Below are 17809 nucleotides of genomic sequence, written 5' to 3' on the forward strand. Positions count from 1 at the left end.
CGTTGGGAGCAAGCTCCCGACGTTCCGCTCGACTTGCATGTATTAGGCATGCCGCCAGCGTTCGTCCTGAGCCAGGATCAAACTCTCCATTATAGAGTAGTGTTGATTGCTCAATACTGCTGGCGATCGCCGTCCGAAGACGCACGATTCGCTTTTGATCTGCGTGATGCTGATCAGTAAGTTTTGCGCGGGCCGTTTTGCGCGGCCGTTGCGTGTTGTTGACGTTTTGCTGTTCAGTTTTCAAGGTTCATGTTTGTGCCGCGCTCATTGGCGACTTTATCAATATATCCTGTTGGCGACTGGAAGTCAATACTATTTTAAAATATTTTTCCAGGCGTCTTAAGGACATGTATTAATATAAACCGTAGAGCAAATTAAATCAAGCCTTTTCCCTAAAAAACTTGGATTTAATTTTTTTGAAGTCCGCGACAAACAAAATGATCCCCGCCAGTACAATGCTCCCACCTATTATCTGAGACGCGCTGAGAAGTTCCCCAAGGATGAAATATGCCAGAATTGCCGCTCCTACCGGCTCAAACAAGATGGCAATTGAAATGACATTCGTACTCACCCATTTCAATGACCAATTGAAAAGCGTGTGCCCCAGCAGGTTCGGAATAATCGCCAGCAGCAAAAACCACATCCATTCGGAAGCTGGGTAGGGTCCAAATGACTCGCCCTTAACTATGATATAGAAGAATAACGTTATCGTGCTGACGCTATAAACGACAAACGTGTATGTGACCAGTGAGAGTCTTTTTCGAACATCTTGGCCAAAAAGCAGATAAGCTGTTATTAATGCGCAGGCAATCAGCGCTAGCATATCTCCGTAAAGCGCCATCCCACTAATTTTAAAATCACCGTAACCGATCAGCACGCTGCCGGCGACTGCGATTGCTCCGGAAACAAGTGTCTTAATGGACAACCGCTCTTTGAAGAAAAAATATGTGCCCGCAAAAGCGAATAGCGGCTGGAGCGTAACCAGCACTGTTGAACTAGCGACTGATGTATAATTCAGCGATTCAAACCATAAGATGAAATGAAATGCTAAAAAAATTCCTGCTATTGATGTAAATAGCCAGTCCCTCTTGCTTAGCTTCCTAATTTCCGGGGTATATTTCATTAAGAATACCGGGCTCATGATTAGGATTGAGAAAAGCATTCGATAGAAAGCTGTTACTCCTGAATCAGCGGATGTCATTTTCACGAATATCGCTGAGAGTGCAACTGAAAAAACACCGATGATGATCGGGATGAATGGATTGATTGCTGGTTTTTCCATGGCGAAGCCCCTTTTCGGTTGGTGTGCCAAACTATAAGAAACAAAATTAACTTCTTTCAGTTTGACAGTTTCCGAATTCTTTATCAATCCCGCATTATGGAAGGAGGACATTAAATGGATTTTCTGGATGCACTTCACATCTCCTCCTACGAAACTTTCCTCAAGCTGTTGATCGCCGCCGCTCTAAGTTTAGTCATTGGACTTGAAAGGGAATTGAAAAGGAAGCCGGTTGGGTTGAAGACAAGCGTAGTGATTGCCACATTCAGCTGTCTGCTGACAATCATTTCGATTGAAACTGCCTACCTTGCTGAAGGCAGTGAGAATGAAGGCGTCAATATTACAATGGATCCACTGCGGCTCGCCGCCCAAATCGTTTCGGGCATCGGTTTTCTTGGCGCCGGTGTCATTCTTAAGCGCGGCAATGATTCGATATCCGGATTGACGACAGCTGCGATGATTTGGGGAGCTGGGGGAATCGGCATTGCCGTGGCAGCCGGTTTTTACATTGAGGCATTTTTCGCAGTAGCCATTATTCTTTTCGGTATCGAAGCATTAGCCCCTCTCCTATTCAAATTCGGCCCAAAGCGCTTGCGTATGGTGGAGGCCAGCATTAAAGTTTTCGTTTCCGACACTGAGTCTTTCCCTATCATCGCAAAAGAGATAAAATCAAAAGGAGTGATTATCGAATCGCTTTCAATTTTCCATCAGGAAAGCGATAACGGAAGTATCCTCCATCAATTGGCGATGAGAGTGTCTTACTATCACACCAAAGAAACAATAAGCCTATATCAAGAAATCATGGCCATCAATAAGGTCGAGGAAGTTGATATTGAGCTGATCAATTAAGGAGGAAAGAGAATGGGAGAATTTTTCACATTATTAAAAGGCGGGAACAAGCCGTCCTTATTCGCCGCAGTCATCAATACTTTTATCGCAATTATGAAAGGTGTCGCGTTCTTCTTTACTGGAAACGTGGCGATGTTCGCCGAAACGATGCACTCGATCGGCGATGCAGCAAATCAATACTTCGTCTTCATCGGTTCCGCATTATCTAAAAAAGCGCCGACTAAACAATTTCCAAATGGTTTTGGCCGATTGCTCAATATCGTTCTTCTTGGTGCCGTATTAATTGTCGGTATCATGGCATATGAAACGATTATCGAAGGCTGGCACCAGATGACGCATCCAGTAGAAGCTGAAGGATTTATTATCAGTGTTGTCGTCTTGATTATTGCCATCCTCCTGGAAACATTTGTCCTTTACAAAGCTGGCAAGGAAGTTTTGCATGAAGCCGGCGTCAAAGGCGGAGCACTTGCTCCCCTCACGACAAGTTTCTCACATTTGAATCGTGCTAAACCCGCGACTAAACTCGTGTTCCTTGAAGATTTAGTTGCAACTTCAGGCGGCATCTTGGCATTAGTAGCCATTCTGATTGCACATTATACCGGCTTCCTTGCAATTGAAGGTGCCGCTTCTATCGCTATCGGATTGATGATGTTCTATGTAGTAACCAAAGTATTTTTAGACAATGCACGCGGCGCTATCGGAGAAACTGATGAGCAGATGGTAAATCATATCGCTCACATCCTGACAGATCAACCAGCTGTTAGAGATATCAAAAAACTTGAAGTTGTCAAAGAAGGCGAATTCCTTCATGTGAAAACAATCGTGGAAATCGATGCATCGCTGACCGTAGCCGAAGCAGATGCTTTGCAAGACCGTTTAGCTGATATTCTTTTGAACCAGCCAAATGTTGACGATGTTATTGTGTCGCTTGACGCGGACGATGGTGAAACGCATTGGACGCATGTCAGCAAGCGCCCTGAATCCTTAACAACATTGCAAACCAAATAAAAAAAGATTGGGCACATAATGTGCCCAATCTTTTTTTATAGTGAAGCTGTTAAGATTTCTTTTACGTCCTGGCCCTGCAATTTGTTGAAATTGCCAAACTCTCCGTAGACCATGGCTTTTTCAGCCATCAAGTCTATCTTAGAGCCATCAATTTCATAATCCGCTAAGCGTGTAGGTGCTCCAAGGGACGTCCAGAATGCGCTCATGCGCTCGATTCCTTCCAATGCCGCCTCTTCGTCCGATTTGCCTTCTCTTTCAACATCGAAGACACGTTCAGCCATTTGCGCAAAGCGCGCTGGATTTACTTTGATGTTGTGGCGCATCCACTGCGGAAATAGAATAGCTAAGCCTCCAGCATGCGGTATATCGTAAACTGCCGAAACGGCATGTTCGATATTGTGTGTAGCCCAGTCTCCGTTATAACCCATTTGCAGGAAGTTGTTCAATCCCATCGTTCCTGCGAATAAGATCGTTTCACGGTGCTCATAGCTTTGAAGATCTTCCAATAATTTCGGAGCCGTTTCAACTACTGCCTTTAATACCCCTTCGCACATCCGGTCCTGTACGGGTGTGTTTGTGGCATTATTGAAATATTGCTCAAAAATATGGGACATCATATCGACAATGCCATATACCGTATGGTCTTTAGGCACGGACATCGTATAAGTAGGGTCAAGAATTGAGAATTTCGGGAATGACAATGGGCTTCCCCAGCCGTATTTTTCTTGTGTTTCTTCATTCGTGATAACCGATCCGGAGTTCATCTCTGAACCTGTTGCCGCCAAAGTCAGAACAGTGCCGAACGGCAATGCCTCTTTAGGCTGAGCTTTGCGTGATACGAAATCCCACGCGTCGCCATCGTATGCTGCGCCGCATGCAATCAGTTTCGTACAGTCAATAACAGAACCGCCGCCTACCGCCAGAAGCATATCAATGCCTTCTTTTTTGCAGATTTCAATGCCTTTGCGCGCAGTCGAAATCCGTGGATTCGGTTCTACTCCACCTAATTCAAAAACTTCAAGGTCTGCTTCAGCTAAAGTAGCAATTACTTCATCGTAAAGGCCATTCTTTTTGATGCTGCCTCCACCATAAACTACCAAGACTTTATTACCATATTTAGGTAATTCTTTTTTAACTTCTTTCAATTGCCCTTTACCAAAAATTAACTTAACCGGGTTGTGAAATGAAAATGCATTCATCTAATCATCCTCCTCTTCTTTTTCTATTATGTAGATTTCCCTATTAAAACACAAAAAAACCGCTCGGGAAGAACCCGAACGATCTTTTATCATCTTATACCCATCCACGGAAGCGTGCAGCTTCAGCGGTTCTACGAGCTCCAACCATATAAGCGGCCAAACGCATATCAATATTGCGTGTAGTAGCAACGTTGTAGACATTTTCAAACGCATCAACCAGTTTTTTAGTCAGCTTTTCATCCACTTCTTCTTGCGTCCAGTAATAACCTTGGTTATTTTGAACCCACTCAAAGTACGAAACTGTTACTCCGCCTGAACTAGCCAATACATCCGGCACAAGGAGAATTCCACGTTCAGTCAGAATTTTCGTTGCTTCCGAAGTTGTTGGCCCGTTCGCCGCTTCCACGACGATTGAAGCTTTGATATCATGTGCATTTTCAGCTGTAATTTGGTTGGCAATCGCTGCTGGAACAAGGATATCACAATCCAATTCAAACAGTTCTTTGTTTGAAATCGTGTTATCGAATAACGTTGTCACCGTACCGAAGCTATCGCGGCGGTCTAGCAAATATTCAACATCCAAGCCGTTCGGATCATGTAATGCGCCGTAAGCGTCAGAAATTCCGACAACTATCGCGCCTTGATCATGAAGGAACTTCGCTAAGAAGCTTCCTGCATTGCCGAACCCTTGAATTACTACCCGAGCGCCTTTAATTTCAAGGCCGCGTTTTTTAGCAGCTTCATTAATAACAATGGTTACACCTTGAGCAGTCGCTTTATCCCGGCCTTGAGATCCACCAAGGACAATCGGTTTCCCCGTAATGAATCCAGGTGAATTGAATTCATCAATTTTGCTGTATTCATCGAACATCCACGCCATGATCTGCGAGTTTGTGAAAACGTCCGGAGCCGGAATGTCTTTGTTCGGCCCCACGATTTGGCTGATGGCACGGACATAGCCGCGGCTCAGTTTCTCGATTTCATGCATGGACATTTCTCTCGGGTCACAGATAATGCCGCCTTTTCCTCCGCCATAAGGAAGATCGACGATTCCACATTTCAATGTCATCCACATAGAAAGCGCCATAACTTCTTCCCGGTTTACGTCAGGATGGAAACGCACTCCGCCTTTTGTAGGCCCGACTGCATCGTTATGCTGTGCACGGAATCCTGTAAACACTTTTGTTTTTCCATCGTCCATGCGAACTGGAATTCGAACTTCCATAATACGCATAGGTTCTTTTAAAAGTTCATACATCGATTCTTCGTATCCGAGTTTATCCAACGCAGTTCTAATAACGTTCTGAGTTGACGTCAACAAGTTCAAGTTTTCAGCCATTGTTTTAATTCGCCTCTTTATATTTAATAGTAATTACTCGAAACTAGTGTAACATATCCAGCTTGTTGCGTGCTAGAAAGTCATTAATTTGAAAATACTTTTTGAATACGTTCGATTGCCCAATCAAGTTCATCTTTTGAAATGATCAATGGCGGAGCAAAACGGATAACCGTATCATGCGTTTCTTTGCACAATAAACCAAGTTCCTTCAGTTGTTCGCAATAAGGACGCGCTGCTTCAGTCAATTCCATACCGATGAACAATCCACGGCCGCGCACTTCTTTAATAGAGGGATGTTGGATTTCACGTAATTTGCCAATAAAGTATTCGCCTAGTTCTTGCGAACGATCAGCTAACTTTTCATTTTGCAGCACTTCAAGCGAAGCGATTGATACTGCACAAGCAAGCGGGTTTCCGCCGAAAGTCGAACCGTGTGATCCTGGGTTAAAGACATTCAAGATTTCATGGTCAGCGACGACACAAGAAATCGGGAACACTCCGCCTCCAAGTGCTTTGCCCAATATGTACATATCCGGCTCAACATCTTCCCATTCACAAGCGAACATTTTACCAGTACGCGCAAGCCCACACTGAATTTCGTCAGCAATGAACAATACGTTGTTTTCGCGGCATAATTCTCTTGCAGCCTTCAAGAAGCCTTCTTCTGGCATCACAATGCCCGCTTCGCCTTGAATCGGCTCAATCAAAAATGCAGCAGTGTTTGGCGTAATTGCATTTTTCAATGCTTCCAAATCGCTGTAAGGAATAATTTTAATGCCTGGAAGCATCGGTCCGAAGCCTCTTCTATAATCAGGGTCTGACGATAAAGAAACAGCAGTCATCGTACGGCCATGGAAGTTGCCTTCGCAAGCAATGATTTCAGCTTGATCTTTTTCAACGCCCTTTACGTCATATGCCCAGCGGCGAGCAGCTTTGAATGCTGTTTCTACAGCTTCTGCACCAGTGTTCATCGGCAAAGCCATTTCCTTACCAGAAATTTTACAGATCAATTCATACCAAGGAGCCAGCATATCGTTATGGAATGCGCGTGAAGTCAATGTAACGCGGTCAGCTTGGTCTTTCAATGCCTGGATGATTTTCGGATGGCGGTGGCCTTGGTTGACAGCGGAATATGCTGAAAGCATGTCCATAAATTTATTGCCTTCCGGATCCTTTACCCAAACCCCTTCCGCTTCAGTGATGACGATTGGCAGCGGATGATAGTTCGGTGCACCGAATTTTTCTGTTTGTTCAATAATTTCTTGAGTTTTTGTCATTAAAATTCCTCCTTTTTTTAAAAAAGGCAGACTAATAAGTCCGCCTTTTAATGAATAATTATACCACCTAGTGATTCTTAATACATTTCAGAAGTTGTTTTTGCTTGCATATGAAGACCCAGGTAATCCGGTCCACCAGCTTTTGAGTCAGTTCCAGACATGTTGAATCCGCCGAACGACTGGTAGCCGACGATTGCGCCTGTGCATCCACGGTTGAAGTACAAGTTGCCTACGTGGAATTCTTCACGTGCGTATTCAAGGTGTTCACGGTTGTTTGTGATAACTCCGCCAGTCAAGCCGTATTCCGTATTGTTGGCAATATCGATTGCCTCTTTAAAGTCTTTCGCTTTTGTGAAGCCGACAACCGGTCCGAAAATTTCTTCCTGCATTACGCGGTCAGTTGGTCCAAGATCAGCAATGACAGTCGGGTTCACGAAGAATCCTTTAGAATCGTCGCCAGTTCCACCCGCAGCAACGCGGCCTTCTTCTTTGCCGATTTCAATATAGCTCATGATTTTTTTGTATGAGTTTGAATCAATAACAGGGCCCATGTAATTAGATTGGTCAGTCGGGTTGCCGATTGTCAATTCGTTCGTCAATTCGATGACTCGTTCAAGAACTTCGTCGTAAACGTCTTCAACGACAACCGCACGTGATCCTGCAGAACATTTTTGTCCGCTGAAACCGAATGCAGATTTGACAATCGATTGTGCAGCAAGCTCAAGATCTGCTTCTTTATCGATTACCATTGTGTTTTTCCCGCCCATTTCAGCAATCAGGCGCTTCATCCAAACTTGTCCTTCATTCACTTTTGCAGAACGGTCAGCAATTCTTAGGCCAACTTCTTTTGAACCAGTGAAAGAGATGAAACGAGTTTTCGGGTGGTCTACCAAGTAGTCCCCTACTTCAGAGCCAGGTCCAGGAATAAAGTTGACGACGCCTGCAGGCATGCCCGCTTCTTCAAGAACTTCAATGAATTTATAAGCTACAACTGGAGTTGTCGAAGCTGGTTTCAACAAAACTGTGTTTCCTGTAACCATTGCAGCAACAGTCGTTCCTGCCATGATCGCAAAAGCAAAGTTCCATGGAGAAATGACAACGCCTACTCCAAGAGGAATGTAATCGTAGCGGTTGTCTTCGCCTGGACGGCTCTGGATTGGCATGCCGTCTTTCATTTCAAGCATTTGGTGAGCATAGTATGTCAAGAAGTCGATTGCTTCAGCTGTATCAGCATCCGCTTCGTTCCATGGCTTACCTGCTTCTTTTGTAAGAAGCGCAGAAAATTCATGCTTGCGGCGGCGAACAATCGCTGCAGCTTTTAACAAAACATCAGCGCGAACTTCCGGTTTTACTTTTTTCCACGTTTTGAATGCTTCAAGAGCGCTTTGCATAGCCTTTTCAGCTAATTCTTTATTTGATTTAGAAACACGGCCGATCACTTCTTCTTTATTAGCAGGGTTGAATGAAACAATTTTGTCTTCTGTTGTAATGCGTTCTCCACCAATAACCAAAGGGTAGTCTTGGCCTAAATATGCCTCAACTGTTTTAAGTCCAGCTAGGTAGGCAGTACGGTTTTTCTCAATTGAGAAGTCTGTAAATGGTTCGTGTTTGTAGGGAATCATGTGAATCCTCCTTGGATTTGATACAAGCGCAAAAAAAGTTTGCACTTATATTCTATTTACATATATAATAATGCAAAAGATTGTTGCATTAATCAAGTCTTTTCTATTAAAAAGTTAAAAATATTTTGAGGTGATTTTTTGAAAACCGTTGAGAAAGACTTGTTGCCGTTCTACCATTTCGCTGCAGAACACGCGGCAGTCGGCATCCACGCGATTGATTTGAAAGGCAAGACGATATTTTATAACCAAAAAATGAGAGAAATTGAAGGGTTCGATTACGAAGAATTGGCTGATCGTTCACTGCTTGAATTATTTCGTTTTGATCACCACGAAAGCACATTGCTGCAGGTGCTGCAATCTGGAAAAGCAGTCTTAAATGTCAAACAGACGTATTGGAACCGCAAAGGCCAGGAAATCACCACCATCAACGACACCCATCCAGTCTTCGGCAATAATGTGTTGGTTGGCGCCATTGAAATGTCCCGGGATGTCACAAAGCTGGAAAAGGTCGTCTACCAGCCGCTTAAAAGATACGAAGAGCCGATCACGTTTTCAAGCATCACTGCAATTTCGGAGAGTATGAGAAAAGTGATTCAGACAGCCGAAAAAGCTGCGACATTAAAGCTGCCAGTTTTATTGGTGGGCGAATCCGGCACTGGAAAAGAATTGATCGCTGAGTCAATCCATTCAGCATCTTCTTCCAGCGGCCAGCTATTCACCTTGTATTGCCACGGCACCGATAGTGAATTGATCGACCGGCTACAGGAAGATTTGGCAGATACGCCGCACAGAACTGTTTATTGCGAACGCATCGACTTGCTGCCCTTGCCTTTGCAATCCCATTTGCTGCAGATGGCGAAAGAGCTCTCCAATCAGAACACTTATTTCATCGCCAGTGTCGGTGAAGATCCAGTGGAGCTGATCGCTTCACAAAAATTGTCGAAAGAACTCTATTATTTCTTTTCAGCTATGACCATCCAACTCGAACCGCTCCGAAACCGAAAAGAAGATATTATGCCTTTTGTCTATGATTATTTGTCCAGGCACCGCATGAAATTCGGTTCCATGGTACGCAGTTTGACGAAAGAAGCCGAAGAAATGTTCTTGTCCTACGATTGGCCAGGCAATTTAAAGGAACTTGAATTGCTGCTCGACGAAGCGACGTCTCTTTTAACCACCGAAGAGTCGCTTACGGCAGAATTGCTCCCACAGCATTTTAAATGGAAAACAATGAACAAGCATGCTTTAAACCCTGAGGACTTCATCGTCCATTCCGGCAAGGAATTGCTGCCGCTCGATGATTATTTGCAGGAAGCGGAAAGCTATTATCTGAAGAAAGCGATGGACCTCCATGGCGGCAATGTCACGAAAGCTGCTGCCGCACTTGGCATGAGCCGGCAAAACCTGCAATATAGATTGCGGAAAATCAAAAAAAACGAAGCGCAGACATAGTGTCTGCGCTTCGTTTTTTTGTTGCGCCTAAGCGCTTCTGTTTTCTTACTGTCTAGCTCCAGCGGCCAGGTTCTCGGGTCATAAGCCATCCCAGCTGTGTGGCAAAAAGCGCCACTTCGCCGGTCTGTCTTATGCCTGTCAAACCTAAGCGGCCGCTTCCGCTTTTCTTACTGACCAGAACGTTTGATCCACTCTTGCATTTTGTCTTTCAAAGAGTTGAATCCTTCAGAATCACTTTCGTTTACGTGTGATTGAAGAGATTGTTTTGGTTTTTCAGTGCGCTGAGCTGCTGGTGGCTGCTCTTGTAGTGCACGGATTGACAAGCTGATTTTTTTAGATTTGTCATCAACTTCCAAAACTTTAACGTTAACTTCTTGGCCAACTGCCAAGTATTCGCTAACTTCTTTAACATAGCCGTGCGTGATTTCTGAGATGTGGACCAATCCTTGAGTCTGATCGTCCAATGCTACGAATGCACCGTATGGCTGAATTCCTGTTACTTTACCTGTTACTGTGTCGCCTGTTTGAAAATTTGTCATTTTATACCCGCTCCTAGTCTTATCTAATTATCCTGTACACCTTATTGGCATCTGTAAATTATAGCACAGAATGGACAGCAGAGTAAAATCAATACATATTCAAGTCTCCAAAACGCCAGCCTGATGGGGTTTTGACCATTGTTAATTGGCTGATGTTCATGTCGGCGCCTTCGCTTGAACCTTCGAATTGGAAGGTTCCATTTTCTCTGCCGCCATTGTTGTAAAATGGATCGCTGTAAAAAGCAACGTTCATCGCCGCAGAAAATGCCGGAACGCCCCTTCCTTCGAGCTGCATCATAAGATTATCCATGCCTTGCGCCTCTTCTTCGAAAAGCGCAGCGAGCATATCCGAGTTTTTTTCTTCGTAGGCTTTCAAAAGCAACCCGCCGATTTCACCTGGCGAAGCTTTATCCAGCACTTTTTCGTCTAAGTTCCCTTTGAATTCATTGTACAAGCCATCCACGTTTTTTATATAAGGCGATTCTTTTTCACTCAAGTCATAGTCTTCATACAGATGATTTTGTACAAGCCATGTTGCATTACCGTCCATGATAAGGCCTGGCGTAAATGTCAGGTAGCTTGTTTCTTCTTTCGGACCAAAAACCGGATACAAAAAGAGGCTGGCTCCTACCCGTGTAATTTGATCTTCACTCACTTCGATCCACCGGATGTAATCTTTGAAGTCGCGTTGCTGACGCCATACTCGCTTGTATTCAGCGAGCTCCGGTTTCGATTCCTCCGACAGCAGATGCCACATCGTTACAGCGTCTCCGCGAGAATTGGCATGCTGGAAAAGCAGCATCACATCAAGCGGCGGAACATTCTTCAGTAATTCCAGGTCGTGCTGCGCTGAAAATGACTTGTAAAGCTTGTCAATCGATGTGTAATCATGCTGGTCCAATTGAATGATTTCCTGTTCGATTGCAACTTCGCCATTCGGCAATTTAGCTGCAAGCTTGCCGGCTCTTTCCATTTCCATTGCTTCCATGATGGTGTCATGGCTGAGCGCATCATAACTCTCAGAACTCGTCCAACCGCTCGCTTCCATTTCTTCCACAATCGGCATCATCACATAAATCAACGGATTGCCGGCTTGATGCGCCAACTGCTTCCATGCATCTTGATACTCTTCTTTTACAATTCCTTTTCTGTCAAATACCGATTGCCCTTCCCCGCCTTTCAGCGTCAGAAAAAAAGCTTGCTGAAAAATTAATTCGAAATCCTGGTATAAAGGGGAAGAATCCATGGCTTCGAGCAAAGGGCCTTCAAGTGAGGTAAGAACATACGGCATGTGGCCGAGCGGCTGCAAAAGTCCCCTTTCATCAAAATATGGTTCCTCCATCAATAGTCCAACGTAATTGATTGCTTCGTAATCGACACTGAGCAAGCGGCTCGCATGCAGCGCTTCTGTATCCCTCCGCATGATAAAACGCTCTTCCAACGGATGCTTGATAATCGTCAAGCCGCGTTCGCCAAGGGAGTCAAGCAGGTTTTGGACATCTGCCGAGTATTCGCTGCGCCCTGCAAGCAATTTTTCAGCAGACAATTCGCCGTTAACCTCAACTTTCGCAAGTTCCATATCGTTCGCCAGCAAAACCTCTTCCGACAGCATCATCAATTCTTTAGACTTCAGCGCATAATTAACCAGGAATTTCTGCGTTTCAGCGCTCGATAAGAATGCGTCGCTAAAAAGCAGCACCATCTTTTTTGGCGTTTCTATCTGCAACATCAACTCGTCCACTTGCCGCTGCATCTTTTTTTGCTCATTTTTCATTTTTTCGGCATTTTGATTGCTCAACAAGCGCTCCATTTGCTCATCTGCTTTTTTTACGTATTCTAACTGGGTGTATGTTTTTTCATTAATGCCGAGCCGTTTTGGAGATGACTCCCGGATTTCATTGTACTGCTTCTTCCAGCCATCGAGCATTTCAACGGTGATCTGATTTTCATTTGCCGCTTCAGCTGCTGTCAGTGGCAAATTCGGTTTAGCGTTGTCCATTATAAAAGAAGTGCCGATGACCCCTGCCAAAAACAGCCCGGCTGTGGCGAGGAGCACTTTGCTGCGTTTGGAAACTGGCGCCGGCATCGGGACAGTTTCAGCAAGCTGCGGAATTTTTTCTTCCGCCTCCTCATTTTCCGCAAAGCTGAACTCGATGCGGCTGTAAGACTTCGCGGCAAATTCAAGGCGTTTTTCAGCTGTTGCAGTATCCGATACGTCCAGCCTCTCTTGTAATTGCAGCAATCCGGCCCGCATGCTTTCCTGTGCCTGCAGTTCCGAGCACCCTATTATTCTGCTGATGTCCTGCAGCCGTTTACCCTGCAAATAATGCAGAGTCAACACAATACGCTCCGGCGCATCCAACTCCAAGATTGCTTTGTGAGTTTCCCGGTCTTCAGGAAAGCGGAATATTTCTTCCGAAGCTTCTATACCTCTAGTAAATGGATGTAGGTTCGAAATTGCCGCTTTATATAATTGAACGTCCATCTCTTCTTGTATATCCAATGCCGCTGAAGAAAAATCCTTGTAAACCGCCTGCTGGAATGCATTTATTTTGTCTGCGGGCACGCCATTTTGAAAGCCGAAACGCATGACTTGTCCTAGCAATCGCGTTGTCCATTCCGATGTCGTCTGTTCTCGCTCATTTCGAATCTGATTCACCTGTTGCTTGGCATCCATTTTAAAACCCACCTCTTTTGCGTAAATATTCAATCTTCTTCCTTTATTTAATTATTATACACAATAATATGCCCTTGCTTTAAATTGTCTCTATTTTTTTATAGAAGGGTCGTGTAGAATTAAAAAATCCAAATAGTTTAGGAGTGAGAAAATGCAGAAACGTGATCAATGGACATCAAAGCTCGGCTTTATCCTCGCAGCAGCGGGAAGTGCAATCGGCTTAGGGGCAATTTGGAAGTTCCCTTATGAAACCGGTGCAAATGGCGGCAGTGTCTTTATCTTGCTCTTTATCATCAGCACTTTGGCAATCGGCTTGCCGATCTTGCTGGCTGAATTCGTCATCGGCAGACGCGGACAGGCAGATCCTGTCAGCGCATTAAAAAAACAGGCACCAGGAAAACCATGGTTTTTAATCGGTTGGTCTGGACTCTTTTTCTCTTTTATCATCTTATCTTTCTACAGTGTAGTCGGGGGCTGGATTCTTTCTTATCTTGGCCGCTCATTATTGTTCCAGTTATCGAATCTGGGCGACGCTGATTTCGCTGAATTATTCGGTGGCATCATCGGAAACCCGCTAGAAGTTATCCTTGCGCAAGCAGCTTTCATGTTGCTGACAATTTGGATTGTCCAAGGCGGCATCAAGGGCGGCATCGAACGCGCCAGCAAAATCATGATGCCAGGACTGTTAATTTTCCTAGTCATCTTGATGGTTCGTTCATTGACATTGGACGGTGCCATGGAAGGCGTCAAATTCATGTTCGTTCCGGATTGGTCGTTTTTTAATTTCAAAACCGCTTTAATTGCGCTCGGGCAAGCTTTCTTCTCCTTGAGCGTCGGTGTTGCGGGTATGATGACTTATGCATCGTATTTGTCGAAATCCGAGAATCTCTCCCGTTCCGCTGTCAGCGTTGCCGGATTGAACATCCTTATTTCCATCATGGCCGGACTTATCATTTTCCCAGCCGTTTTCGCACTTGGCTATACACCGGATCAAGGGCCTGGATTGGTCTTTATCATCCTTCCGGCCATTTTCGACCAATTATTCATGGGCGGTTTGCTGATGATCATTTTCTTCGTGCTCATGCTATTCGCCACGTTGACTTCATCTATCTCCATGCTTGAAATCGGCGTTTCAATCATCGTAAAAAATAAATTCGATCGCCGCGTCCGCGTAGCATGGCTTTACGGATTGGTCATTTTCCTTTTCGGCATACCTAGCGCTTTGTCGTTTGGTCTTATGTCGCAGCCGTTCATGTTCGGCTATACATTCTTCGATTTCATGGATATTTTGACTAGCCGGATCGGCTTGCCGATTGGCGCATTATTCACTGCCCTTTTTGCCGGCTATGTATTGAAAAAGCACGAAGCTGAAACAGAATTGCCTGGGCAGACAGTTTGGTTCCAAGTATGGCGCGCATTAGTGCGCTACGTTGCTCCTGTAGCCATTATCGTCGTCTTTATCCAAGGAATCCTATCCATTTTCTAAGCACCTATTTGTTTTTAAACTGCCATAAATCCCATCTACTCCAACAGGCAGTTTATGGTATACTTCACTTAATTACATGCAACATTTTGCAAAGGAGTGTATTTATATGAAGAAAGATTTGCACACACAGTTAAAGTTCCTTCGTGAAGAACGCCATTTGTCGCTAGACGAATTAGCGTTGAAAGCACGAATCGGCGTCGCTAGGCTCCAAGCTTATGAATCCGGTGAAGAAGTGCCATCTACACAGACCATCTTGAAACTTTCAAATGCACTTGAAGTGCCAGCATCCAATTTGCTGGACGGTGTAGAAGCAGCTCAATAAAAAAAGCTTTCGGCTAATTAGCCGAAAGCTTTTTTTATTAGATAATGCACTTCGCTTCGTATTTTAAAGCCAGCAACTTATAGGAAATGGCGACGCAATGTTCTAGAGGAATCCATTTATCGAATGTGAATTGGTAGATGCTTTGAATTTGTTTCGCTAAATCGGATGGATCGTCGAGCACATGCAATTGGGCTACAACTTCCACAATTTCCGTATTGTACAAATCCTCGCCAATTGAATAAGGATCCCATTCCCCCAAGACTCTCGCGGCTCTTCTGTTCATTTCACTCATTCCCATTTGTTTTCACCTTACATTTCCATAGTATTAACAGCCATAATAGCACATAAGCAAAAAAAGAGAAGAGCCTATGTCCTGAACTCTTCCCTTAATCATGTGTCGGCTGCTTTGAGTCATTGCAAAGTTATTTGGATAGCACGTCAATTGAAGTGATCGTGACATCTTCTACCGGACGGTCCTGTACTTTTTCGACTGCCGCGATAGCGTCAACCACGTCCATGCCTTCGATGACTTGGCCGAAAACAGTGTGTTTGCCGTCAAGCCACGGCGTTCCGCCCATATCGGCGTACGCTTGCTTCACTCCATCCGGTCGGTCTGAAGAGACGCTATCAGCAGGAGCTTCCTTTGCTTGCACGATGAAGAACTGGCTGCCGTTCGTTCCGGGACCCGCGTTCGCCATCGACAAAGCGCCCCGTAGGTTCAATAAGTTGTCACTGAATTCATCTTCGAACGATTCGCCGTAAATGCTTTCTCCGCCGCCGCCAGTGCCTGTCGGGTCACCGCTTTGCAGCATAAAGTCTTCAATGACACGGTGGAATAATAAACCATCGTAATAGCCTTCTTCCGCATGGCTCAGAAAGTTTTCAACCGCTTTTGGCGCGTAGTCCGGGAATAATTTTATTTTGATTGTTCCCATCGACGTTTCCATTGCTACCAACTCTTCGTTGTCTGCGACTTCATCGGATAGCTGCGGGTAGATATCCGCGCTTGCCGGTTCTGCCGCTTGGTTCTGTTCGGTTGTTTCAGTTTCAGCCTTTTCTGGCTGTGCTTGCTGTTCTTCTGTGCCGCAAGCGGCCAAAAAGCCAGCCAGCATAATTGCTGCTGTCAATTTCATTTTCATATCATTCACCCCATCACATTTTATCATATAATATTTGGAATAGGCATGTAATTCCCAGCTCTTTTTTCGTGTAGCGAAATACTATATAATAGGAGCAGGTTCACGGATCAGAAAGAAGGGACTCCGGATGGAAAGACAAAAAAAGAACTTCCTTATTATTATCATTTCCAATTTCCTGGTAGCCGGAAGTACTACCATGATCATGCCTTTTCTTTCGCTGTATATCGAATCGCTCGGGAATTTTTCCGAGGAATATGTCCAGCGTTGGGCAGGCCTCGTATTTGGCGTCACTTTTGTCGCCGCACTTTTCATGTCACCCATTTGGGGACGGATTGCTGATAAATATGGTTATAAGCCGATCCTTATTATCAATTGTTTTGGGATTGCCACAAGTATTTTCTTAATGGGGACGGCCGATTCGGTCCATGAATTATTCTTCATCCGTTTGTTCATGGGCGTGGTGACGGGCTTTATCCCGACTTCCTTGGCCTTTGTCAGTTCTCAGACTTCGAAGGAAACGGCCGGCAAAACGCTCGGCACGCTGCAGATGGGCAGCGTATCCGGGACCCTATTCGGACCGGTAATCGGCGGATTGATGGCCGATACATTCGGCTTTACGTATACCTTCCTTATTACATCCGGCGTCATTGCGCTAGCGGCGTTTATTGTCATGGTTGGCCTTAAAGAAGTGAAGCGCGTGAAGCATAAGGATGCTCACGTTTATGCACGCAAAACCATTATCCAAGGCATCTTTCACCATCGATTGCTGTTCAATGTCATGATCATCACCGCGTTGATCCAGATTGGCAACTTTAGCATCCAGCCGTTGTTGTCGCTTTATGTCGCTCATCTGACCGACAGCACACAAGTCGCCTTGCTTGCCGGCATCACTTTCAGCGCGACAGGCGTCGGCAATCTTTTATTCGCACGGCGCTGGGGAAGGCTTGGTGATCAGATCGGCTACGAAAAAGTCCTGACCTTCCTGCTGATTCTCGCATTCGTGTTCATCATTCCGCAAGCTTTTGTCACAGAGCTTTGGCAATTGATGATTCTCCGGCTCTTGTTCGGGATTGCCGTCGGCGGCATGATTCCGACGACAACCGCATTGATGAGACGCGAAGCGCCTATCGAGATCCAAGGAGAAGTTATGGGCTACAATACCAGCTTCCGCTTTTTAGGAAATATCATCGGCCCGATGTTCGGTGGCGTCGTCAGCGGATTTATCGGAATCCCTGCTGTCTTTATCGTCACCGGCTCGTTATTCTTGATTTCGTTTATCTTCTTAAAATACACGACCGCCAAACCGGAACAAGATTTTGAAGACGTCCTTCTTGAGCAGGAATTAAAATCCACATGATGCAACAGATTTCCAATAGGAAATCTGTTTTTTTCATTCCGGAATAAAACCGTATACGATTGTTAATCTGTGTAGGAAAATGTGAAGTTCGACTAAATTCGACTGTGATTTTCAATTTCTTTATTTGAGTTTCTTCCTATTTCATTAAGCGGGAAATCCTTGCAGCAACAGCCGTGCAGCAAATGCCGAACGGTGCAAATTTATTGGATGTACGTTATAATTTCTCTAGAAACCCATCATGTAACCGCTTGAAAGGAGGATTCA

The 17809-nt window shown here is 44.9% G+C and carries 15 protein-coding genes and 1 rRNA gene; 6 read left to right on the forward strand and 10 right to left on the reverse strand.

All coding sequences use genetic code 11. From position 1 onward, the window contains the following. Positions 1-93: ribosomal RNA gene (locus AC4EHB_RS14630) — 16S ribosomal RNA — on the reverse strand; the annotation flags it as partial. A 286-nt stretch (positions 94-379) separates the two neighbouring features. Next, positions 380-1282 (reverse strand): DMT family transporter, encoded by a 903-nt coding sequence (locus tag AC4EHB_RS14635; protein ID WP_490976563.1) that lies wholly within the window; start codon positions 1280-1282, stop codon positions 380-382. A 114-nt stretch (positions 1283-1396) separates the two neighbouring features. On the opposite strand from AC4EHB_RS14635, the gene AC4EHB_RS14640 reads away from it, so the two are divergent. Next, on the forward strand, positions 1397-2128 hold the full coding sequence (locus tag AC4EHB_RS14640) for an MgtC/SapB family protein (RefSeq protein ID WP_490976562.1): 732 nt from the start codon (positions 1397-1399) through the stop codon (positions 2126-2128). A 12-nt stretch (positions 2129-2140) separates the two neighbouring features. After that, positions 2141-3136, forward strand: a complete 996-nt coding sequence (locus AC4EHB_RS14645) for a cation diffusion facilitator family transporter (RefSeq protein WP_490981925.1) — start codon at positions 2141-2143, stop codon at positions 3134-3136. 35 nt (positions 3137-3171) lie between these two features. On the opposite strand, the gene AC4EHB_RS14650 is transcribed toward AC4EHB_RS14645, so the two are convergent. The 4 genes from AC4EHB_RS14650 to pruA form a co-directional block, all read right to left on the reverse strand. Beyond that, on the reverse strand, positions 3172-4335 hold the full coding sequence (locus AC4EHB_RS14650) for an iron-containing alcohol dehydrogenase (protein ID WP_490981926.1): 1164 nt from the start codon (positions 4333-4335) through the stop codon (positions 3172-3174). 94 nt (positions 4336-4429) lie between these two features. Next, a complete protein-coding gene (locus AC4EHB_RS14655) occupies positions 4430-5674 on the reverse strand; it encodes a Glu/Leu/Phe/Val family dehydrogenase (RefSeq protein WP_490976559.1) in 1245 nt (414 codons plus the stop codon). An 83-nt stretch (positions 5675-5757) separates the two neighbouring features. Next, positions 5758-6951, reverse strand: coding sequence for an ornithine--oxo-acid transaminase (locus AC4EHB_RS14660; RefSeq protein ID WP_490976558.1), 1194 nt, complete (start codon positions 6949-6951; stop codon positions 5758-5760). Between the two features lie 77 nt (positions 6952-7028). Continuing rightward, on the reverse strand, positions 7029-8573 hold the full coding sequence (gene pruA / locus AC4EHB_RS14665) for an L-glutamate gamma-semialdehyde dehydrogenase (protein ID WP_490976557.1): 1545 nt from the start codon (positions 8571-8573) through the stop codon (positions 7029-7031). Positions 8574-8711: 138 nt separating this feature from the next. Between pruA and AC4EHB_RS14670 the strand changes: the two genes are divergently transcribed. After that, entirely contained in the window at positions 8712-10025 is a 1314-nt protein-coding gene (locus AC4EHB_RS14670; protein WP_490976556.1) for an AAA-type ATPase lid domain-containing protein, read from the forward strand. A gap of 167 nt (positions 10026-10192) precedes the next feature. Here the strand turns inward: AC4EHB_RS14670 and yugI are convergent, their stop codons facing one another. Together yugI and AC4EHB_RS14680 are read right to left on the reverse strand one after the other, a co-directional pair. After that, on the reverse strand, positions 10193-10564 hold the full coding sequence (yugI, locus tag AC4EHB_RS14675; protein ID WP_490976555.1) for a S1 domain-containing post-transcriptional regulator GSP13: 372 nt from the start codon (positions 10562-10564) through the stop codon (positions 10193-10195). An 88-nt stretch (positions 10565-10652) separates the two neighbouring features. After that, the gene (locus tag AC4EHB_RS14680) at positions 10653-13241 is read right to left on the reverse strand and encodes an RNA polymerase sigma factor (RefSeq protein WP_490981927.1); all 2589 of its coding nucleotides are present in this window, start codon (positions 13239-13241) and stop codon (positions 10653-10655) included. Positions 13242-13392: 151 nt separating this feature from the next. Here AC4EHB_RS14680 and AC4EHB_RS14685 point away from each other — a divergent pair, with 151 nt between their 5' ends. Together AC4EHB_RS14685 and AC4EHB_RS14690 are read left to right on the forward strand one after the other, a co-directional pair. Next, entirely contained in the window at positions 13393-14727 is a 1335-nt protein-coding gene (locus AC4EHB_RS14685; RefSeq protein ID WP_490976553.1) for a sodium-dependent transporter, read from the forward strand. A gap of 106 nt (positions 14728-14833) precedes the next feature. Then, entirely contained in the window at positions 14834-15049 is a 216-nt protein-coding gene (locus AC4EHB_RS14690) for a helix-turn-helix domain-containing protein (RefSeq protein WP_490976552.1), read from the forward strand. Positions 15050-15086: 37 nt separating this feature from the next. Here the strand turns inward: AC4EHB_RS14690 and AC4EHB_RS14695 are convergent, their stop codons facing one another. Next, positions 15087-15332, reverse strand: coding sequence for a DUF1871 family protein (locus AC4EHB_RS14695; RefSeq protein WP_490976551.1), 246 nt, complete (start codon positions 15330-15332; stop codon positions 15087-15089). Positions 15333-15471: 139 nt separating this feature from the next. Then, the gene (locus AC4EHB_RS14700) at positions 15472-16188 is read right to left on the reverse strand and encodes a peptidylprolyl isomerase (protein WP_490981928.1); all 717 of its coding nucleotides are present in this window, start codon (positions 16186-16188) and stop codon (positions 15472-15474) included. Between the two features lie 127 nt (positions 16189-16315). On the opposite strand from AC4EHB_RS14700, the gene AC4EHB_RS14705 reads away from it, so the two are divergent. Continuing rightward, positions 16316-17545: an MFS transporter gene (locus AC4EHB_RS14705; RefSeq protein WP_490976549.1), complete on the forward strand. Its 1230-nt coding sequence runs from the start codon at positions 16316-16318 to the stop codon at positions 17543-17545. The last annotated feature ends 264 nt before the right edge of the window (positions 17546-17809 follow it).

The organism is Planococcus sp. TJ-302 (genome assembly GCF_058268455.1).